Origin of the sequence: Glycomyces xiaoerkulensis (assembly GCF_002798405.1) — a bacterium.
Lineage (GTDB): Bacteria > Actinomycetota > Actinomycetes > Mycobacteriales > Micromonosporaceae > Glycomyces > Glycomyces xiaoerkulensis.
In genome coordinates this window covers 27342-47900 of the sequence record NZ_PGGV01000035.1, presented here as the reverse complement: position 1 = coordinate 47900, position 20559 = coordinate 27342, and the positions used below count along the sequence as shown (strand labels likewise).

General features: G+C 65.2%; 15 protein-coding genes and 2 pseudogenes. 6 read left to right on the top strand and 11 right to left on the bottom strand.

The features are described 5' to 3' along the window. Window positions 1-128: 128 nt before the first annotated feature. Entirely contained in the window at window positions 129-1394 is a 1266-nt protein-coding gene (locus tag CUT39_RS16475; RefSeq protein ID WP_456298044.1) for an IS701 family transposase, read from the top strand. A gap of 160 nt (window positions 1395-1554) precedes the next feature. Here CUT39_RS16475 and CUT39_RS20490 read toward each other — a convergent pair whose 3' ends face one another. From CUT39_RS20490 to CUT39_RS20485, 3 genes are all read right to left on the bottom strand, one after another. Beyond that, a complete protein-coding gene (locus tag CUT39_RS20490) occupies window positions 1555-2880 on the bottom strand; it encodes a PIN domain-containing protein (protein ID WP_157930757.1) in 1326 nt (441 codons plus the stop codon). A gap of 244 nt (window positions 2881-3124) precedes the next feature. Then, window positions 3125-3790, bottom strand: a complete 666-nt coding sequence (locus CUT39_RS16465; RefSeq protein WP_157930756.1) for a transposase — start codon at window positions 3788-3790, stop codon at window positions 3125-3127. A 752-nt stretch (window positions 3791-4542) separates the two neighbouring features. Continuing rightward, a complete protein-coding gene (locus CUT39_RS20485; RefSeq protein WP_157930755.1) occupies window positions 4543-5457 on the bottom strand; it encodes a hypothetical protein in 915 nt (304 codons plus the stop codon). Between the two features lie 448 nt (window positions 5458-5905). Between CUT39_RS20485 and fxsT the strand changes: the two genes are divergently transcribed. From fxsT to CUT39_RS21880, 3 genes and pseudogenes are all read left to right on the top strand, one after another. Continuing rightward, window positions 5906-9361, top strand: coding sequence for an FxSxx-COOH system tetratricopeptide repeat protein (gene fxsT, locus CUT39_RS16460; protein WP_198587211.1), 3456 nt, complete (start codon window positions 5906-5908; stop codon window positions 9359-9361). 1049 nt (window positions 9362-10410) lie between these two features. Then, a pseudogene (locus tag CUT39_RS16455) lies at window positions 10411-11604 on the top strand (cation:proton antiporter domain-containing protein); the annotation flags it as partial. A gap of 178 nt (window positions 11605-11782) precedes the next feature. After that, on the top strand, window positions 11783-12172 hold the full coding sequence (locus CUT39_RS21880) for a transposase family protein (protein ID WP_100448555.1): 390 nt from the start codon (window positions 11783-11785) through the stop codon (window positions 12170-12172). Between the two features lie 7 nt (window positions 12173-12179). On the opposite strand, the gene CUT39_RS16445 is transcribed toward CUT39_RS21880, so the two are convergent. From CUT39_RS16445 to CUT39_RS21875, 8 genes and pseudogenes are all read right to left on the bottom strand, one after another. Continuing rightward, window positions 12180-12947 carry a GNAT family N-acetyltransferase gene (locus tag CUT39_RS16445; protein WP_100448541.1) on the bottom strand — a complete coding sequence of 256 codons (768 nt, stop codon included), beginning with the start codon at window positions 12945-12947 and terminating at the stop codon, window positions 12180-12182. A gap of 142 nt (window positions 12948-13089) precedes the next feature. After that, window positions 13090-13710: a dihydrofolate reductase family protein gene (locus CUT39_RS16440; RefSeq protein ID WP_100448539.1), complete on the bottom strand. Its 621-nt coding sequence runs from the start codon at window positions 13708-13710 to the stop codon at window positions 13090-13092. Then, window positions 13710-14216 (bottom strand): SRPBCC family protein, encoded by a 507-nt coding sequence (locus tag CUT39_RS16435; protein ID WP_100448537.1) that lies wholly within the window; start codon window positions 14214-14216, stop codon window positions 13710-13712. Before CUT39_RS16435 ends, CUT39_RS16440 begins: the two co-directional genes overlap by 1 nt. A gap of 3 nt (window positions 14217-14219) precedes the next feature. Next, window positions 14220-14561, bottom strand: a complete 342-nt coding sequence (locus tag CUT39_RS16430) for an ArsR/SmtB family transcription factor (protein WP_100448535.1) — start codon at window positions 14559-14561, stop codon at window positions 14220-14222. 301 nt (window positions 14562-14862) lie between these two features. After that, window positions 14863-15918 (bottom strand): serine hydrolase domain-containing protein, encoded by a 1056-nt coding sequence (locus CUT39_RS16425; RefSeq protein ID WP_100448533.1) that lies wholly within the window; start codon window positions 15916-15918, stop codon window positions 14863-14865. Continuing rightward, the gene (locus tag CUT39_RS16420; protein WP_100448531.1) at window positions 15915-16445 is read right to left on the bottom strand and encodes a PadR family transcriptional regulator; all 531 of its coding nucleotides are present in this window, start codon (window positions 16443-16445) and stop codon (window positions 15915-15917) included. The genes CUT39_RS16425 and CUT39_RS16420 overlap by 4 nt, the downstream gene beginning before the upstream one ends. 533 nt (window positions 16446-16978) lie before the next feature. Further along, window positions 16979-17506, bottom strand: coding sequence for a hypothetical protein (locus CUT39_RS16410; RefSeq protein WP_100448527.1), 528 nt, complete (start codon window positions 17504-17506; stop codon window positions 16979-16981). A gap of 173 nt (window positions 17507-17679) precedes the next feature. After that, window positions 17680-18093: pseudogene (locus CUT39_RS21875) on the bottom strand (TetR/AcrR family transcriptional regulator); the annotation flags it as partial. A 200-nt stretch (window positions 18094-18293) separates the two neighbouring features. Here CUT39_RS21875 and CUT39_RS16400 point away from each other — a divergent pair. Together CUT39_RS16400 and CUT39_RS16395 are read left to right on the top strand one after the other, a co-directional pair. Next, entirely contained in the window at window positions 18294-19901 is a 1608-nt protein-coding gene (locus CUT39_RS16400; RefSeq protein ID WP_100448525.1) for an FAD-dependent monooxygenase, read from the top strand. After that, window positions 19898-20557 (top strand): MBL fold metallo-hydrolase, encoded by a 660-nt coding sequence (locus CUT39_RS16395; protein WP_100448523.1) that lies wholly within the window; start codon window positions 19898-19900, stop codon window positions 20555-20557. The genes CUT39_RS16400 and CUT39_RS16395 overlap by 4 nt, the downstream gene beginning before the upstream one ends. Window positions 20558-20559: the final 2 nt, after the last annotated feature.

Here is a 20559-nt window from a genome sequence, read left to right as displayed (position 1 = left end):
TTAGTACTCCAGTGAGAGTTCAGGTTGTGAGCTGCGGGGATGCCGTCGCTGGGCGCGGGACGGCCGCCGTGATCATTGTTGTTGTGAGGCAACTGAAGAGCACGACGGCCGCTTTGGCGAGTGTAGACGTGGGCCGCTGGCGGTCTGACCTGGACGCGCTGTGGGCGCGCCTGGCTTCGGCGTTCCGGCGGATCGAGACCAGGCAGAACGCGAAGCGCCTGACGCAGGCGATGATGGCGCATCTGGAACGGCGCAACTGCTGGACCCTGGCCGAGCATGCAGGCGAGGCCGGGCCCTGGCGGTTCCAGCACCTCCTCTCCCGTGCGAGCTGGGACGATGCACAGGTCCGGTCCGAGATCCGCGCCTGGGCGTCCGAGCAGCTGAGCACCGGAGCGGGCCTGCGGGTCCTGGCCGTGGACGAAACCGGCGATGTCAAGAAAGGCGATCGGACGGTTGGGGTGCAGCGGCAGTACTCGGGGACGGCGGGCCGGATCGAGAACTGCCAGTTGGGGGTCTACCTCACCCTGGCGACCGCGGCCGGGCACGCGCCGGTCGATGTCCGCCTCTACCTGCCGAAGTCCTGGACCGACGATCCCGGGCGGTGTGCGGCGGCGGGTGTGCCCGAACAGGTCGGCTTCGCCACCAAGCCCGAACTGGCCGGCGATATGATCGAGGCCGCGCTCGATGCCGGAATCGGCGCCGACTTCGCTGTCGGCGACGAGGCCTACGGCGTCAACCCCGACCTGCGCGCCCGGCTCGAAGCCCGCGGCCTGCCCTATGTCCTGGCCGTCGCCTGCACTACCCCGGTCGCTGTCGAAGCGGGTAAGACCACCGCCGCCGAAGCCATCGAACAGGCAGGAGTCGCCTGGCAGCCCCGATCGGCCGGAGACGGCGCGAAGGGCCTGCGGTGTTATGACTGGGCCTGGATCGATCTCGTACCCGAACGCGGCGGGCACGCGCATCTGCTGGCCCGCCGGAACCGGCGCACCGGCGAACTCGCCTACTACCTGGCCTGGACCCTCACAGCAGTCCCGCTCCAGACACTGGTCACGGTCGCCGGGATGCGCTGGAGGATCGAGGAGACCTTCCAGGGCGCCAAGGAACTCGCCGGACTCGATGAGCACCAAGTCCGGACCTGGACCTCGTGGCACCGGTGGGTCACCCTCGCGATGCTCGCCTACGCCTTCCTCGCCGCGACCCGCGCCCGCGAATCCGACCCGGACGAGTCCGACATGATCCCGTTGACCTGCAACGAAATCCGCCACCTGATAGTCAGTGCAGCCGCGCCCGACCTCAACTGGCAACACCGGCTCCGCTGGTCGACCTGGCGACGCCGCCACCAAGCCACCGCGAAACAGCTCCACTACCAGCGACAACTCACCCTCGCCGCATGAAACCCGAACCTACAACTGGAGTACTAACCGGCCTCCTTGTTCATCCGAAGCCTCGTCACTTATTCGTATCGGCGTTGTGGTATCAACCTGCCATTTCGACTGAGCAGATGCACCTGCAGTGCGAACGACTTCCATGAAGCACAGACTAAATTTGGCTGCGCTAACTGCTCGATTCTTCCGAATCGACCTCGACAACCAATTCTATTAGATCGCCATTAAGCCTGAATCCAGTTGCTGAACCGGGATTTGTTGGAGAATCATAGACAGCCGTAAGGACTTCGACGGCATCCTCAGCGATGTACCCTTGCATTCGCAGTTCATTACTCAACCTTATAATAGGTCGTGTAAAGCCGCGAAGACTTCGATTCGTATCGTACCCAGCCAACTCGTACACCTGCTCTCGGCTGACAAAGCCGTTTCCGAATGCGGCTTCATGAATTGCCCATTCTTGCGGGAAACGGTCTTCGAGCATAAGTCGCTCAAAGAGGATGGCAATCCCTTCCTTGGTCCATCCTCCGGTCTCCGATTCTGTTAGCCTCTTGTCTGCTCGCTCGATATCCTCGACAGATTCATCCCTTACTTGAATGCTCAAGGTCGCCTTCGCATGAATCATCAATCCTTTCGGTTGAAGCATAAACAGGCGAACTCCAGCTTCCTCCTTCATTTCTTCTACCAGGTCCGGATGCGGGCCTCGTGTTTGACCATGTGTTCGCCTCCACCAGTCTTCTTTCACATCTGCAGTCACGATCAGGACATCACGCTTGCTTTGCTGGGCTTCGATTAGAGTTTGAGCCCATAGGAGGTAATCTCCTGCTCCTTGCTCTTCTTTTTTGCTTTGGTCCTTGAATCCCGGAGGCTTCCTCATATCAAAACGCTTCATGGCCTCTGTAATCTTCTCTTGTCGTGTCTTCTCATCGAATGGCGAACCTACACTTCCATCGAGTATTTCACTCAACGCCTGAACGATCGGGTCTTTCCGAGTGTCAAGCATTTCCTCCACGGATTCATCAGGTGCAGACGCACTCACTTCATTAATTATTGGCACGAAGCCGCTATCCAGATCATCTATCAGACGATCCGCATGATCTCGATCTAGGTCCACTCGATTTGTCCAGCGCCTAAAAGCATTCTTGACTTCGTCGATCTTTGATTCAAGTTGCTTCATCGTTTCTACTGATTCTTGTGGATCTTTCAGGACTGATTCACGCGCTCGCCAGAATTCGCGAACAACCTGATGCGGAACCCAGATTCGATCTTTAAGCGCTCGAAGAACTGACAGAAGATCAGCCCTCGTCTCTTCTCGGTAACGGTATAGATGCAATAGCACATTAGTATCGATTACTATAATCCCGTCCTGAAAGATCGCTTGATAGTCACGAGACGAAGGCGTCCGATATGCCTCAAAATCATCAAATATTCCTCGGTTTCTTGACAAAGAATCGGGCGCTGCTTGGAAGTCACCGGAGTTAGGTTTAGATACTGCCATTGTCCTATTATCTCATGACGGATCGACGCACCGTCAAGTATTGGTGCTCGACTTCGTGGGTTAGCCTCGATTCTTCAGCGTCTCTTATGGCTTGAGTGCCGATCTGTCTTGTGCCGGTTTGTCCTCGTCCGTGTGACGAAGTCCCGGACCAGGGTGCGGTCCTGGCTGCCGCCAGCGGGTGTCGCTGCTGGATGCGGCCGCGGTCGCTCCTTCCGGCGGCGGGTAGTCGGCATGGGGGTTCAGGTCAGGTGGCCGGTTCGGGCAGTTCGGTGAGAGCGGCCCAGGCGGCGGCGAAGTGTCTGTTCCAGGGCCGGGTGTCGGCGAGTCTCAGGGTTCGTTTGCGGGCGTGGTGAACCAGTCGGGCGCCGGTGGTGTAGATCTTGGCGCGGATGGTGGCCGCCGGTTCGGCGCCTTCGAGTTCGGACTCGCCGGCGAAGCCCAGCAGGCGACTCCAGGCCTCCACATCGGCGGCGATGTTGGTCGCGGGGATCCAGGCGGTGTTGACCTGCCAGGAGGCCGAGGGGAGGTTGCCCAGCCCGGTGGCCTTGCTGCAGCGCACCCGGTCTTCGACCTCGGCATGGTCACGGCCGACCGCGTCGATCCACTGGAGGGTGTGCGAGCCGCCGATGCCCTTCAGGCGGCTGATGTTGGTCGCCGTGGTGGCGTAGACGTACCCGGTGGACCGTTCGAAGCCGGTCGCGCCCATCGCGATCGCGCACGCCGTATACACCAGCGCTTGGGTCCGGTCGACCCACGACGACACCGACGAAGCGGCCATCCGGACCGCCAAGGCCCTGGCCAGGCCGCACTTGTCAGCGGCCAGCCGTAGCAGGACCACCCCGCTGTTGCCGACCTGGCCCTGCCCCGAGGCCTCCACGTCCAACCGCCGAGACCAACCGCTACGCTGCACCAAGAAGGTGTCCCATGTTCCCGCGACTTGTGTTCTAGACACTCACATCTTCGCAGGTGACGGGGCACCTTTCTTCATGGGAGTCCACCAGAGACGTTGCAGCCCTGAATAACTGAGGTTAGTACTCCAGTTGCAAGTCTGAGGCTTGTACACCTGGGCCTGTTCGAGAAATGAGGGAGCCTTCAGTCAGTCTTGTTGTGCTGCAACGAAACCGACCGCTGGAGGCTCCAAGTGTTAAGGGTACCTGCCCACGCCACGCTCACCGACAACCAGTGGGAGCATGCACAAACGGATCCCGGCACCAGCAGCGACTGGACGGCCGATCACCAGGTCACTGCGAGTGCTGATCGACGCCATCGCCTGGCGGGTCCGGGTCGGCGCGCCCTAGCGGTTCCTCCCCGAGACCGCATTCGGCCCCTGTAGGAGACCGAGACTTCCCGTGACCAAATAACTCGGACAGTCAGACAGTTACAACTCGTATCACGTGATCCAGGTTGGTTATCATTGGGTATGATCGGAACTGCCTCGTCCCCGCCCCGGCCACCCGCAACTCCGAGGCGGGCTCCGATTAGTTATGGCGGGGGCGCGACTCGGCTCCGACAATGGGAATAGTGAGGACACTCCACTTGCACGGCCGGACGCAGGCCTCATCGTGATCGAACCCTTCAGCGCCGCCACCCTCGGCGGTCTCGTCATCGACACCTCCAAGGCCGCGGTCACCAAATGGTTCGGCGCACGCATCGCGATGGGATTCAATCTTGAGCGAAGAATCCTGGGTATACCTCGGAAATCTTAGCTTCCCATCCTGAGTACGCCTGCTCATCGACCCCGTGATAGTTCGCGCATTGCGTCAATGATGAATAGTAAAGCGTCAGAGAAAGGCGGAGAGTCTTCTCGACCTGGGAAGTCTTCAGTCCTAGAACGCCGACGTGGTAAGGATGGCGGTCAGTGCCGGCCACAGCGGTAAACCCTTGTGGGTGAGAGGTGACGGCGAGGAGATTATACAGAGCCTCACCGTCGATCGACAGCTCATTGGCCCTAGCCCAATTCATGAGCGCGTCGGTCCAACTGATGTATGTCTCGCCTGCAACGTTCCATGTTGATGGCTCATTCTCGAAGGTTGCTGGGTCGAAAAGCTCCTTCGCCTCCCGCTTCATCGCCTTAGATTTCTCTTTGTCCTTGGCCTTCTTCTCCCGCGCTACTCCGTCCGATGGCTCAATGAGTCGACTGGGCACAAGGTGGTGGAGACTGACGAGGTCCACGAGATAAGCGCGTGCGCACCTGATCTTGTGGTCGACGGTTGGGTCGAGGATCCAGGCGATGCGTCCGGAGCGCTCGGCGATCGCCCGACTGATGACACACATTGAGTCGAACGAGTGGTAGGGGTCTGCCGTAAGCAGCGCGAGCGATCGACAGAATCCAGCCTGCTCATGGACGAACTTAAGAGCAAGGGCCCTTGGACGCAGGCAGTGCTGCGAGTCCTTCCATTCTCCGGAGGGACCAGCGAGCGTCATCGCCGCATCCATTGCGGCCTGCGAAGGACGATTCTCGTCGATATGTAGGGCACCGCTCTGCTGCAGCGATCGTAGGATCGAAAGGCTTTCGTTGAAAAGCCCCTGTATCTCGAGCATCCGCGCGCGCAGGGCGGACTCAGCGGAGTTCACCATCCATGGATGGTAGCACCATATCGTGATTCGACCTGGTTAGTTCGCCGACGCGGGAGGTACCTGTGCCCCCTCCTCGATCGGCTCCAATCGCCGTTCGCGGCTATCTGCTGCCTGGCCTGTGCGCCGCCGCTGTGTCCTTCGCCGAGATAGGTACAGCTCTACAGCCCGACCGACGTACGGAGAGCGATGTCCCGAGCGCGCGGTCGACATCGACCACATCAGACCTGGTGACGACCACCGGGATGAGAATCTTACAACATTCAGACAGTTACATCTCATATCAGATGATCTGGTCTTGGTTATGACTGGTCATGACCAGAACTCCCCCACCGCTCTGCCTCCCGTGACTCTGGGGTGGTCGCCGAGTCGGTGCTTCGGGGGACGCGCTCGGCTCTGTCGCCGGGTATGGTGGGGACGCTCCACTTGCACGCCGGAGGTCGCCCGCATCGTGATCGAGCCGTTCAGCGCCGCCACCCTTAGCGGACTCGCCTTTGATACCGCCAAGACCGCGATCGGCAAATGGGTCGGCACACGCATCGCAGAGAGCCTGGACACCACGCTACGCAACCGGCAACTCAAGCAAGGCCTGCCTGCGAAGGACCAGCAGACCGAGCTGACCGCCGTGATCCGGGCAGCGGTCGACCTGACCGCCGCCGAACTCTTCCCCGACCAGCAGCGACTGCAACGGCTCTTCTGCAAGGAACTCCTGGCCAACGAGCCGACCAACTGGCCGCTGGTGGGCGGCTCCGACCTGACCGATCTCGTCACCGACGTCCATGCCTGGATCAGCGAGAACGACCCCCATCCGGGCTCACATCAAGATGCCGATGGCCCCGCCGCGCATCAGTACCTGTCGGTGCTGTGCCGCAACATCATCCTCCAGTTCGGGTTCCGAGCCGAGAACAACGGCACGAAGAACACCATCCTCTACCCCAGATGGAACCGCTTCTGGATCACCGAACTGTTCACCAGCATCGAGGCGACTGCAGCGCCACCAGCCGCAGCAACCGAGTTCCGCAACGATTTCAGCGCCCCTATCGGCACCGTGATCCAAACGCAACAAGTCACCCTGGGCTCCCGCCCTGAACCGCCGACGACCTGGCCGCGCCGCATCGGCGCCCTCCCCCCGATAGCCGCCGCGCACCAGGCTCGGCAGGTCGACCTGGAACTGGCCGACGCGCTCACCGAGGACGGCACCGCCGTGGTCTGCCAGATCCTCGCCGGCATGGGCGGTGTCGGCAAGACCCAGATCGCCGCTACGTTTGCTCACCGGCAATGGGGCAAACGCGCAGTCGACCTGCTGGTGTGGATCAACGCCAGTGCACGGGAGTCGATCATCGCCGCTTTCGCACAGGCCAGCAGTGAACTGTGCGGCACCGATGGCGCCGACAGCGATGTAGCTGCGCAGCGCTTCCTGGCTCGGCTCGACGGCGCGGACGCGCCTCGGTGGCTGATCGTCCTCGACGACCTGACCGATCCGGCCGACCTGGGCGGGCTCTGGCCCCCGAACAGCGAGTACGGCCGCACCATCGTGACCACCCGCCGCCGCGACGCCGCCCTCGAGACCCGTGCCCGCAAACGCATCGACGTCGACCTGTTCACCCCGGACCAAGCCCTCACCTACCTCACCGAACGCTTCTGTGGTGACACCAACCGCCTCAACGGCGCCGCTGACCTCGCCCACGACCTGGGTTACCTCCCGCTGGCCCTGGCACAGGCCGCTGTCTACATCCTCGACCAGCCCGGAATGACCTGCGCAACCTACCGCGACCGCCTGACCGACCGGACACTCACCCTCGACCAACTCAGCCCCGACACCCTCCCAGACGAATATCCCCACACCATTTCCGCCGCCCTCCAGATCGCCATCGAACGCGCCGACCGATACGAACCCGTCGGCCTCGCCTCCCGGCTCCTTGCCTTGGCGAGCCTCCTCGACCCCGCCGGCATCCCCGCCGACCTCTTCACCACCATTCAGCACACCGTGCAACCAGACGTGGACCCGATACAGCACCAGAGCGGAGGCTACTCCGGCCCGCCACCACTACCACCGAGAGCAGTCACCGACACCCTCGCCCGCCTCCACCGGCTGAACCTGATCGACCACGACGGCACCACCATCCGCATCCACGCCCTCGTCCAACGCGCGGTCTGCGAAGAGTTCAACTCCGACCACGACAGACCACTGGTCCACGCGATTGCTGATGCCCTCATCTCGATTTGGCCGGATCCTGAGAACGACCCTGCCATCAGTGCAATGCTCCGCTCCAACACCATGCGGCTGCGCCACCTGGCCGATCCAATACTGCTGGACTCCAAAGCTCATGCGGTCGTTTTTCAAGCAGGAATGAGCCTCGGAAGAGCCGGCCAGGTACACCAGGCGGTCCAATACTTCGACCAGCTTCACACCAGTTGCGAGCTCCGACTTGGATCCGAACACCGACACACTCTCACTGCCCAAGCTCAGGCTGCCCGGTGGCACGGCGAGGCTGGCAACGCCGCCGAGGCGCTCGGCGCATTCGAGCGACTGCACCGCAAGCAAGTCCAAGTCCTCGGTCCAGAAGACCTCGAAATCCTCACCACGCGCGCGAATCTTGCTGAATGGACTGGGGCATCAGGTAGACCGATACAGGCCGCTGCCGCCCTCGAGGTTCTCGGCGACGACTCCGCGCGAGTACTCGGACCTGAGCATCCGAATACGCTCCGCACGCGCTGCAACCTCGCTCGTTGGCGAGGGCACGCTGGAGACCCGGCACGAGCGGTCGAGGATCTGGAATTGCTCGTCGAAGACCAACATCGGATCCTCGGTCCTGACCATCCCGATACACTCCGAACTCGCAGCAACCTTGCCTCCTGGCGAGGAGAGACCGGGGATAACGCCGGGGCGGCGACGGCCTTTGAAGATCTGCTGATCGATCGACTCCGGGTCCTTGGGTCCGACCACCCACACACCCTCCGCAGCCGCAGCAACCTAGCACGCTGGCAGGGAGCCGCAGGCAATGCCTCTAGGGCCGTTCAGATGTTTGAGGCGCTACTTGAGGACTGCCGTCATCTCCTCGGATCCGACCACCCCGACACGCTGATGGCTCGAGGCAATCTCGCTCGATGGCGTGCCGAAGCCGGAGACGTCGGAGGAGCTGTCGCAGAATTTGAGGACCTACTGGCTGATCGACTTCGAGTTCTTGGGCCCGACCACCCGCATACTCTGCGCTCACGCGACAACCTTGCACGTTGGCAGGGGCACGCCGGGAATCCGACTCGATCCGCTGCAGGATTCGAAGAACTCCTCGACGACTGCACACGGGTGCTGGGCCCTAACCATCCTGCGACACTCAATGCACGCGCCAACCTCGCTCGATGGCGTGGCGAGGCCGGAGACCCGGCCACGGCTGCCAGCGCATTCGAGGAAGTGCTCGCACTTCACCTAAATGTCCTCGGTCCCGACCATCCTGCAACACTGAGTGCGCTCGGCAACCTTGCTCGATGGCGTGGCGAGGCCGGGGACCTCGTCCGTTCAGTCGCGCTACTGACAAACGTGGTCCAAGAACATCGCAGGGTGCTCGGCCGGTTCCACCCCCAGACACTCGCAGCCAGACGGATGCTCGCAGACTTTCGAGGGCAAACCGGGCACACGGTCGAAGCAACCTCAGAACTCAATAACCTTCTATGCGATTGTCTAGAGCTTCTTGGGCCAGACCATCCCGACACACTTTCGACCCGTGCCAGCCTCGCCCGCTGGCGTGGCGAGGCCGGCGCCCCCCGCGAGGCCGCCGATGCTCTCCAAGCCCTCCTAATCGATCAGCTCCGCATCCTCGGCCCCGGCCACCCCTTCAGTCGCGCTGTCCGAGCGGATCTCGACTTCTGGCGCGGCGTCGCGGACAGTGAAGACGCAATCGATCCATAGCAGGCCCTCACGCTGGGAGCCGGTAGACGGATCGGAGACTGATTTCGAAGCGCTTCGCGAGCTCTCGCTTTGATTCGCCTGCTCATACCGCCGCCAACAGGCGCTCGTAATCCTCTGGATCGAGGCGGTCGCGGATTGCTCGGGGCTTACCGTTGCGGCAGTCGCGTGCGAGTTGGGAGAATTGAGGTACTGGTTCGTGCCAGTCTCGGGCGTCGATCGCCACAACAAGCCGCCGCAGACGTGCCAATGGCCTTTGGAACTGGCGTTATGAGGTGCAATAGGAGACCAAAAGGTCCACGATGGTGTGGTCGCGCCAGTGGCATTTGCATAGAAGGGCCTCTGAGACCAGGCGAACACGGCGAGCATGATGATGTGGCATGGAATAAGCTGATCGCGGCACGGAGTTCGTCTCCGTCTCGACCATAGGTAGCTTCGATCTGGAAGCCGGTCGCAGAGTCGTATTTGGGCAGGTCACGGGCGTGTGGGTCTGTGACAAGGCCCGCCCGCCCTACGTCACAGACCCGTGCGTCACCGGTTTGACGTGCGGGTCTTTCACTTTCTGGGCGTTATGCCCGCTCACCCGGCAGCCCCCGCAGCGTCCGCGACGCCGGATCGTAGGCCGACTCCACCCGGAGCGCCTCGAGTTGAAGCCCGACCGAATATGCGTCTCGAACCCGCCTCAGGACTCCTCCAGCAGGTCCAGGACGTACCACTCGCTGGTGCTCTGCTTGACGCGCCTGGTCAGCATCGTCGTGGGCGTTCTTGAGCTTTCGGTGGGCGACCACGATCGGTTCGTCGGCGACCGGCAGCCAGATCTGCTCTTCCTTGAGGATGGCAGCGAGCCGGCAGTTCGCTCTGTACTTCGGCGAACGTGTCACCGACCAAGCCGAGCAGTAGTAGGATCAGAACCGACCACCTTGACCCACAAAGGTTCTCTCCCGCCCGACTCGCTCAAGTCTGCCCTTCGGTGATGATTGAGGCGTATCGGTACTCCGGTATGGGTACTCGACGAACTCGGAAGTGCAGCACCTTCGAAAGCGGGTATAGCGGTGTTCAACGTGCTCTTGGCGGCCGTCGGTCTGGTGGCGATTGCCGTGGCGGCGCTTTCCGGCCGGCTGCGCAGGCTCCCGTTGTCCGAACCGCTCCTCGGTCTCGTGCTGGGCATCGTGCTCGGCCCTGCGGCCACCGGGCTCATCGCGCTCGAGCCGCTCGCCGGCCATGACTCGGTGCTGCATGAGGGTTCGCGCATACTACTGGGGATCACCGTGATGGCCGTGGCCCTGCGGTACCCGTTCTCAATCGCGCGGTCGAGGCTGCGCCCGGTTCTGTTGCTGCTGGCTGTGGCGATGCCGGCGATGGCACTTATCACTGCGGGACTGTCGGCGGCGATTCTGGGGGTCGGACTCGGTGCTGCTGCCCTCCTGGGCGCCGCGTTGTGTCCCACCGATCCGGTCTTGGCGTCCAACGTGGTGACCGGGGCCGCGGCCGAAGAGGACCTGCCCGCACGTAGTCGGCAACTGCTGTCCCTGGAATCGGGTGCCAACGACGGTCTCGCGTTGCCGCTGGTGCTGGTCGCCATTGCCATCGCCGGTCCACTCTCCGGCGGCAGCGCGGTTGTAGAAGTGCTGTGGCAGGTTTCCGGCGCGATCGCCGTCGGTGCGAGCATGGGTTGGCTCGGCGGTCGCGCGATTCGGGCCGGAGAGGCGCACGGCGCTACCGAATCCGGCCCGATGCTGTTGTTCACCGCCGTTCTCGCCTTGGCGGTGCTCGGGGTGTCCGGACTCCTCCACGTCGATGGCGTACTCGCGGTGTTCGTGAGCGGCTTGGCGTTCGGGGCTGTCACCACCGGCAAGGAACGGCGTGCAGAAGTCTCCATCGACGAAGCGGTCAACCGCTTCCTCGTCCTACCGCTGTTCGCCGTCTTCGGAGCGATGTTGCCCTGGCAGGCGTGGACCGACCTCGGCTGGCGTGTATGGCTGCTGGCTGGGGCCGTGCTGGTGCTACGCCGCTTGCCGGTGCTGCTGCTGCTTCGTCGTCCGTTGTCGTTCGGCTGGGCGGATGCGATCTATCTGGGCTGGTTCGGACCTATCGGTGTGTCGGCGCTGTTCTACCTGATGGTCGAGGCCGAACGGTGGGGATCGGATTCCACGGTGCTTGCCGCAGGCGCACTGGTGGTGGCGGCCAGCACCGTCGTCCACGGGCTCACCGCGGCGCCGGGACGTGTCGCGTACCGGGGAGCCACCACTGGCCGCAGACACGCCGCAGCACAACGCCCTTTATCGGTGCCGGTGAAGCTGTGGCATCCTGGTCGTGATCGATTGGAGCGCAAAGGGTTTGGCATCAGTCGGGTTGAGGGAAGGAGGAAACTCCCGGTAGAACGGCGAATGCCACTTCTGCCTCAACGACCACCAGGAGCCCCGGTTGCGGTTCTGCCCTGCCTTCCTCCCGCCGTCCGGCTCGACCCTCAACCGAGTTGCCCGACTCATCCGCACCCACCGCAAGACCATCGGCTCCCGACGGCGAGCCCTCGACCACGGCACCCAGACCCTGCTCGCCCCCGCCTACCTGCGCAAGGCCGAGGCACTGCGCGACCTCGCGGCCCGCTTCGGCATCTCGGCCGCCACCGCATGGCGGCGCACTCGCGTGACCATCGACCTGTTCGCCGCCCGCGCCCCGGCATCCGCGCCGCCCTGCAGCACACGAAGCGCCCAGATGGGCCTTCGTAATCCTCGACGGCCCCCTGGTCCACATCGACCACAACCGGATCGAGCCGTCCTGGTCCGCAACGACTTCGACCGCCGTGCTCGATAAGCCGGTCTCACCGCCAAACGGTGCGAGTGTGCGTTATCCCGAACCCATGGCGAGCGAGGTTGTCATGGCTGGGCGAGGCATAGGCGGCGGTGACCACAACGAGATCACTCTCCTCGCGCGCGTCGGCCAGGCGCCGGTTGATGAGCGCGGCTTGGCAGCCCCGCCTTCGGAAGTCCGGCAAGGTCGCCGCCCCGGCAAAATAGCTCACACCGCCGTGCGTGAACAGCGCCCCCGCCGCTGCCGGATGGCCGTCGACCAGGGCCACATATCGCCGCAGCCCTGGCGTGGCATGCTCGATCGCGAGCACCTTCCGGAAGGTCACCTCGCTTGCAAGCGCTTCATAGCCGCCGTACAAGACGTCCAAGTACCGTTCATCGCCCAACCCCACCTCCTGGACCACCACCGCTGAGCCGGGGGCTGCTGGAGCAGGCCGCGCATGCAAGGTGACGGTGGGTGCCGCCGGTGCCAGGCCGGCGTCTAGGAGCGCGCGGTGCAACCCGGTCGTGGCATCGCCCGCCCACACCTCAAGGGCCGGTCGCACGTCGGTGTCGGCATAGAACCCGATGACCTCATCGAACATCCGGTGATCCGCCGACCGATACCCGCGCACCTTGTTGTACGGCACGCGCTGCGGAAGCACCGGGAGACGAGTCGCCACCGACGCCCCGAACCGGCGAAACGCCGCGCTCGGATCCACACCGGCAACGGCCGTGAAGTCGAGCTCGGCCTTTCGCGTGATCACCGCCTCGGCCCGCTGGGCCAGGTCGCTCCACATGTGCCCAGTCTCGCCGACAGCCCTTGCCGGGTCGCAACAGGCTCACTGTGCTCGGCGGGTGAGTCGGCTACGAGTCCGTTCACAATTGCGCCGGGGACGGCGCGGCGCGCATTGCTCCGGCTTCTTCTCGCCCACCGTGCCTCTACCGCTCCCGGACGGCGTAGGTCAGGTGCGTCACTCTCGGGGATGGTTCGGCGCCGACCGGCTCCAGTGCCACGCGATCGGCGTCCACGCCCTCGAACAGGCGGACGCCGGTGCCGAACAGCACCGGTGACAGCGCGATCGAGAACTCGTCGATCAGGCCGGCGTTCACATACTGCAGGATCGTCGCGCCGCCGCCGGCGATCCGGACATCGCGGTCCCCGGCGGCCTCCCGGGCCTGGTCGAGCGCGGACTCGATGCCGTCGTTGACGAAGTGGAAGACGGTTCCGCCCGGCCGCTCCCACCGGTCGCGCTGCCCGTGTGTCACGACGAACACCGGCGTGTGGAACGGCGCTTCCTCCGGCCACGCATGCTCGCCGGCGTCGAACATGCGCTTGCCCATCACGCTGGCGCCGGTGCGCTCGAACGTCTCCCGCACGATGTCGTTGTCGCGCCCCTCCTCGCCGCCCTCGCCCAGCTTGAGGTTCTCTCTGAGGAACCGCTGCGGGAAGAGCCACTGCTGCAGCTCCATCCACTGCCGCCCCATCAAGTCCTCGATGGACTCGGGTGCGATGAACCCGTCCAGGGACATCGACACGCTAAAGAACACCTTCCCGGCCATCAGTCCTCCGCTCCCTTCCGAACGATCTCGGTCACGTAGGAGGCCAGGTTGCCCAGGGTCTGCCGGCCGCCCTCGATCGCGTGGTACTTCTCGACCGCCTCGTCGCGCAGTTCCTTGGTGCCGAACACCGTGCGCATCTCGATCCGGGTCGCCGAACCGTCGGGCTCGAACGTCAGGACCGACTCGAAGGCGTTCGGGTCGCCGCGGAACTCACCGTGCAGTAGCGCGATCCGCTCCGGCGGGGCGAGCTCGGTCCAGGTGATCCACTCGTTGTAGTCCGTCCCGTCCGGGCCGTGCATCACGAAGTCCCACTCCCCGCCGACGCGGAACTCGAACGACCGCGTGGTCGTGGTGAACCCCTCCGGCCCCCACCACCGCGACAGGTGCCGCACCTCGGTGAACGCCTCGAACACCAGCTCCCGTGGGGCATCGACGACCCGCGTGATGACGATCTCGCGGTCAGCCGTCGCCGAGGGCCCCGACTCCCCTCGTCCCGTCGCACTCATCGGCTACTCCTCCTGCCTCGCCTGCTTCAAATCCTGCACGTATGCGTCCAGCCGATCGAAACTCTCGTTCCAGAACCGCTCGAACCCGCCGGTCCACTCGTGAACCGCTCGCAGGCCACGCGCGTCGAGACCGTACAGGCGTTGCTTGCCTGCCTTGCGGTCATGCACCAGCCCGACCTCTCGGAGCACCCGCAGGTGTTTGGACGCCCCCGGCTGGGGCAGCCCCAGCTCTCGGGCCAGCTCGACCACCGGCCGCTCACCCGCCCGCAGCAGCACCAGGATCTCCCGACGCCGCGGCTCTGCGATCGCGTTGAAAACGTCCGACGTCGTCGCTGCTCGTGCCATGGCAACTATCATATACCCATATGGGTATGCGTCAAGTCGGGTCTTGTCGGATGACGATCGCGACCCTGCCCCCGACTCGGCTCAGCGTTCACACCGGCAAGATGAGGCCTTCCCCATCCCGCTGGGGTCTCGACGCCTGCTCCGGGGCCGAGGCGACAAGCCGGCAATACGGGTCGGACGAGGAATCCGGGCACGTCGGTCAGGTGACCCGGTACGGGCTGATAGCTGCACCGAACTCGCAACAGTCTCGGTCATAAGCGGCCTCGGTCGGGAATCCGGTTGCGGACTTCGTTGTCACCGTTCAACGCAGTTGAGCGACCAGCCGCAGCAGGAGAGGATACGGAAGCCTGCGGGGGCGCATCTGATTGACGGTCCCGGCTATGTAGAGATCGCGTTCAGGAATGTGGAAAAGCACGCTCCCGAAGGCGCCGGAGTGGCCGATCATCGTCGGGACCGAAGTGAACGGCGACTGCCAACGGGGCAGACGGAACCGCATGATCCCGGTTCCGTATTCGATGGGGTCGAAGCGTGAGAACACCGGGTTCCATCGCGCGGTCATCTCGGCCAGGTACTTCGCGGGGAACAGCTCGCCCCCGATGAAGGCGCGGAGAAACCTCAGCTGGTCGCCCGCTGTCGATACCACCGCGCCGTCCGGAGGGAACGACGCGATCGATTTGGGGATGTGCATCGGCGCACGGCCGTGCCGGATGGTTGCGACCTCGCCGTAGCGATCCAGCGTGTGCGGGGTGAACAGCCAGGTGTCGCGCAAGCCGAATGGTTCGATGATCCGATTGCGGATGGCGTGGTGATAGCTACCGGTGCCGACCACCTCGATGACGCGTCCGAGCAACTGGTAATTGGTGTCGCAGTATTGCGCCTTACCGGGTGTCGAGGGGGCGAACCCGCTCGGCAAGCGCCTCGCCCTTTCAAGGAGGTCATCCAGGGTCCAGGCGTCATCGGCGCGAAGCATGTCATCCAAGAAGGTGGTGCCGTCAGGGTGCTGCTGCTCGAAATAGTCCGGTATCCCGGAGGTCTGCGCCAGCAGTTCGCGCACCGTGATCGCCGTGCCGTGATCGTGGCCGCCGTGGGTGTTCAGCCCCCGCATCGTGTCCTCACCGAGCAGGTCCGCGACGCGTGTGTCGAGTGTCAGAGCCTCCTCGTCGCGAAGCTGCATGATCATCGCGGTTGTGTACAGCTTGGTGATGCTGGCGACGAAGTACGGCCGACCGGTGTCTCCGTAACGCCAGGTGAATCCGGTGGACGGCTGTTCGATGGCGAGACTCATCGCCGACACCGCGGGCTTGGCCGCATATCGGGTTGCGATGCGATCGAGTTTGGCTGAAAGGGACGGGCTCATGGCGTGCTCCGTTCCAGTCCTCGTTCGGTGGCGTCGAGCCACTCGAGCTCGGTCTTGGCGTGAGCGATGCCGTTGGCGAGCGTGGCCAGCCGCAGCACATGCCCGAGATCCGCACCGTTCTCGGGAACGGCGATCGCCTCCAACGCCGCGAGCTGCTCGTTCACTTCCCGCCGGCGGGCGTCCAGGAGTTCCCGTATCGCCTCCACCGGCAACCTGTCCGCGAAGAACAGGCGCGCCAGGAAAGGTTCGCGCGAAGGCGGCGCCTGCAGCGGCGACGCGAGCCACTCGTCCAGCTCGGACAGGCCCCGATCGGTCACGCTATGCAGATGCATGTTGGGGCGCTCGGTTTGCGCCACGGTGCGGCGGGATGCCAGGCCGTCATTCACGAGGCCTGTGAGGGTGCGGTACACCTGCGACTGGTCCGCCGTCCAGAAGTGCCCGACGCTCTCGTCGATGGTCTTCTTCAGGTCGTAGCCGCTCATGGGCTGGATGGACAGGATGCCGAGGATGGCGTGCCTAAGCGACATGAATAGATGCTAGCACACATATATGTAATATCTTATATTGGTTAACTCATGTAGATGCGCCTTGGCACAGCGGGAGCCGGGCACTCGGGCGCGAGGTCGGGTCCTCCGGCTTCAAGTAGGTGGCGGTCGATCCGAGTTCGGGCCGTGCGGCTCAAGGGCGGACTCGGGCGGCGGGACACTCCCTCGATCCCCTCGCCTTGGCCGAGGGCGGCGAGCCGGCTCGTCATCCCCTCGTCCTCGTGCCGCGTGAGGTGGCGGCGGCACATGTACGGCACCGCGACTCCTCTCGGCGTCGAGGCAGCGACACCCGAGTCCGGCATCCGGAAAGGTGCTCGCCCACCAACGGAACAACGAATTGGGTATCCGTATATCCGCAGGTGAGCGAACATCTTTCGCTATGGGAGTCCATAAGGGATGCTTCGGCCCCGAGACGCCGGGCGGTGGTACCCACCGCTCGTCGGGTCGTGACGTCCTGTCACGTCGGGTGGCGATCGCCCGGGTCAGGCCGTGTTCCATCCGTCCGGTCGGCAGGCTCAGCCGCCGGTCGGTGCGGTCGGGATCACCGGCTGGTCGGCGAACAGGTCGAGGTTCATGCCGACGGCGATGAGCAGGCCGATGCCGCCCAGAATGACGCCGCCCAGCGCGAGTGCCTTCACCCAGGGCCGCGTGTCGACTGACAGGCCCCACAGCACCAGCAGCACTCCTCCGCCGAGGAGCATGGCGAGCAGTCCGAATGCACCATTGGTGAACGCGACGGTGCTCCACGGCGCGCCGTAGAAGAGCTCCATCTGGTCTACGTCGGCGCCGCTGCTGGAGTCGATCTGCCCGATGATCTCCCGGCGGGCGTGGAGCTTGTCGGCGATGGACGTGCCGGTGAGGGATACGAGCCCGAGGGCGGCGCTCACGAAGGCGAGGGCGCCGGAGACGAATCCGCCTTCGGCCACGGGGGCGGTCTCAGCCGCATCGTCCTCCTCGGTGGTGTCGAGGTCTTCTTCGTTCTCTTCCGGTGTCTCCTCGGCGTCGGTTTCGGAGTCGGACGTATTGGCTGAATCGTTGGACATGAGTGGGACCCTACAGGCGGTATTCGGGGAAGTTTATGTGGGTCCCGCCTGCTCACAGATGGGTTTTCATTCACAGATATCGATGCACTTGGTAATGGCCGACCGCACCGGAGTAGTTCGCCGACCGCCCGGCCGAATCGGTCCGGATCGAGATCCGGGTTCCAGGCCCGCTGCAGCAGGTAGCCCTGGAGGACGGCGATGAGGACCCCGGCGGCCTGGTCGGCATCGGTGCCGGGGCCGATGTCACCGTGGCGCCGCGCGGTGGCGATCCTGTCCCGCAGCGCGGCTCGGACGCCTTCGAGCGCGGCGCCCATCGATTCGGCGAGCGCCCGGTTGCGCAGCCCTTCGCTCCAGGCCTGGACGGCCAGTCGGGAGCGTTCGTCGATCCGGCCGAGCGCTTCGAAGGCGGAGGGGAGACCGGACATCAGTTCCGCGAGGGGCGCGTCACCGTCGAGCGCTGCGCGAACCACCGACTCGATGTGCCCCATCGCCTCGACCGAGATCGCCTCGATGATCTCGTCTTTGGCGCGGAAGTACCGGTAGACCGCGCCGGGCGACAGGCCCGCCTCGTCGATGATGTCCTGCATCGAGGTGCGGTGGAAGCCGGCGGCGGCGAAGCGGCGGGCGGCGGCGTCGAGGATCTGGTCTCGCCTTGCGGCGAGGTACTCGGCGGAGACTCTTGGCATGGATCCGATCATAAAGCGAATGTTCGCTCTTGACCGGCGCGGGCGGCTGAACTAGCTTTTAAAAAGAACGGTTATTCGTTTTCTATTAGTGAGGTGTGGTCATGACCCATACTGCGGTCCTCATCGTCGGCGCCGGTCCCACCGGGCTCACGCTGGCCTGCGAACTCGCCCGGCGCGGCGTCGACTTCCGCCTGATCGACAAGCACGGCGACGCCCAGAGGCTCACCAAGGCAGCCGCGCTCCACGCCAGAGCCCTCGAACAGTTCCGCGACTTCGGCGCCGCCGACCCGGTCATCGCCGAGGGCCGGCGCGTCGACGTGCTCTGGCTGCGCACCGGCCACCGCGACCGGCTCGGCGTCGACTTCCGCGTCCTGACCGGCGACACCGCCTTTCCGCACATGATCGACCTGCCCCAGTACCGCACCGAACAGATCCTCACCGAGCGGCTCGGCCGACTCGGCGCGGCGCCCGAACGCCGGACCGTCCTCCGGGCGCTTTCGGCGCGTCCGGGCGGCGTCGAGGCCGAGCTGGAGGGGCCCGATGGGGCCGAGACGGTCACCGCCGACTACGTCGTCGGCGCCGACGGCGTCCACTCCACCGTCCGGGACCTGGTCGGGCTCGGGTTCGAGGGGTCGGCCTACGCCGACCCCTGGGTGCTGTGCGACGCCGAGATCGACTGGCCGCTGCCCCGCAACGAGATGACCTTCTCGGCCGACACCGAGGGCATCTACGGGGTGTTCCCGCTTCCGGGGGCGCGCACCTACCGAATCGCCTACACCCAGCGCCGCACCGCGAGCGGCGAGCCGACCGAGCCCAGCCTCGCCGACGCGCAGGAGGCCATGTCCCGCAGCGGCATCGAGGGCACCGTCCGGTCGGCGGGCCAGTTCTCCACGTTCTCCCTGGCCCACAAGCAGGCCCCGCACTACCGGGCCGGACGGGTCTTCCTGGCCGGGGACGCAGGGCACGTCCACACCCCGTTCGGCGGCCAGGGCCTGAACCTGGGCGTCGGCGACGCGGTCAATCTCGGGTGGAAGCTCGCCGAGGTCTGCGCCGGCCGCGCCCCTCTCACGCTGCTGGACACCTACGAGATCGAGCGCCACCGGGTGGCGCGGCAGGTGGTGTCCATGACCCATCTCGGCGCCGAGGCGATGCTCCTGCGGGCCGACCCGCGACGGCACCTGCGCGACGCCGTGTTCGGGACGCTGCGGCGGAGCCGGGCCGCCCGCGCCTTCGCCGCTCGACGGCTGTCGCAGCTGGCCCACAGCTACCGCGGCACCGGCGGAGCCGTGGAGGGGAGCGCGGGCGCGCGCTTGCCCGATCCGGAGCTGTTCGACGGGGTCTCCGGTGAGACCGCCCGCCTGCACGGGCTGGTCTCGGCCGAACGGCACACCCTGGTGCTGACCGGTGAGCGTGCCGGACCGCTGCTGCGCCGGGCCGAGGAGTTGTCGTCCCGGCTGGACCGGGATTGGTCGGCCCCGGTCGACACCCTCGTGCTCACGTCCGACTGGCGCGCCGCGAACGCCGGCGACGACCGGGTCCGGATCGTCCTCGACCGCGAGCACCGGGCGGCGCCGCTCTACCGGGGCGGGGATCGCGCCTATCTGGTCAGGCCCGACCGGCACACCGGATATGAGGGGCCGGCCGACTACGAGCGCATGAAGCCCTACCTGCGTCTGGTAGCCGCCTCCCGAGCGGGGGTGCGGGCATGAGCACCGTGATCCCGATCCGCTTCACCCAGGCGACGCTCTACGCGGTGCACGGGCCGGCCGGGACCGCCCTCGTCGACACCGGTCCGGCCGGAAAGGAGGCCGCGGTCGTGCGCGCGCTGCGCCGCGCGGGCATCGAGGAGGTCTCCCTGATCGCGGTCACGCACTGCCACCCCGACCACATCGGCGGGGCCTCCGCTCTGAGCCGCCTGCTGCGGGCCCCGGTCGCGGTGGGCCGGGCCGAGCGCGACTGGGCGGGCCGCGGAGACAGCCGCTTCTACGAACCGCTGCGTCCCTTCGGTGCACTGCTCGACAGGGCCATGACGCGCGACTACCCGCCCGTGGTCCCCGACCTGCTGCTCGACGACGGCGCCGTCCTCGACGAGTTCGGCATCGGCCTCGACTGCGTCCACGTCCCGGGCCACACGCCGGGGTCGACCGCCTTCGTCCACCGCGAGTCCGGAGCGGCGTTCGTCGGCGACCTCTTGGCCGGAGGCATGCTCGGCGCCCGGCCGAGGCCGCCGTTCCTGGCCCAGGAGCGCGAGCGGATCGCCCCGTCGGTCCGCAAGGTGCTCCAGACCGGGGCGACGCAGTGGTACTTCGGCCACGGCCGGGCCGCCGGTGCCCTGGACGTCCTCCGGGCGTGGGGACCGGTCTGACG

What these genes read in the sequence shown, in the direction of transcription:
- CUT39_RS20490 (WP_157930757.1), bottom strand. Translation starts at nt 2,880, where the DNA reads ATGGCAGTATCTAAACCTAACTCCGGTGACTTCCAAGCAGCGCCCGAT.
- CUT39_RS20485 (WP_157930755.1), bottom strand. Translation starts at nt 5,457, where the DNA reads ATGGTGAACTCCGCTGAGTCCGCCCTGCGCGCGCGGATGCTCGAGATA.
- CUT39_RS16445 (WP_100448541.1), bottom strand. Translation starts at nt 12,947, where the DNA reads ATGTGGAGCGACCTGGCCCAGCGGGCCGAGGCGGTGATCACGCGAAAG.
- CUT39_RS16440 (WP_100448539.1), bottom strand. Translation starts at nt 13,710, where the DNA reads ATGGCCGGGAAGGTGTTCTTTAGCGTGTCGATGTCCCTGGACGGGTTC.
- CUT39_RS16435 (WP_100448537.1), bottom strand. Translation starts at nt 14,216, where the DNA reads ATGAGTGCGACGGGACGAGGGGAGTCGGGGCCCTCGGCGACGGCTGAC.
- CUT39_RS16430 (WP_100448535.1), bottom strand. Translation starts at nt 14,561, where the DNA reads ATGGCACGAGCAGCGACGACGTCGGACGTTTTCAACGCGATCGCAGAG.
- CUT39_RS16425 (WP_100448533.1), bottom strand. Translation starts at nt 15,918, where the DNA reads ATGAGCCCGTCCCTTTCAGCCAAACTCGATCGCATCGCAACCCGATAT.
- CUT39_RS16420 (WP_100448531.1), bottom strand. Translation starts at nt 16,445, where the DNA reads ATGTCGCTTAGGCACGCCATCCTCGGCATCCTGTCCATCCAGCCCATG.
- CUT39_RS16410 (WP_100448527.1), bottom strand. Translation starts at nt 17,506, where the DNA reads ATGTCCAACGATTCAGCCAATACGTCCGACTCCGAAACCGACGCCGAG.
- CUT39_RS16400 (WP_100448525.1), top strand. Translation starts at nt 18,294, where the DNA reads ATGACCCATACTGCGGTCCTCATCGTCGGCGCCGGTCCCACCGGGCTC.
- CUT39_RS16395 (WP_100448523.1), top strand. Translation starts at nt 19,898, where the DNA reads ATGAGCACCGTGATCCCGATCCGCTTCACCCAGGCGACGCTCTACGCG.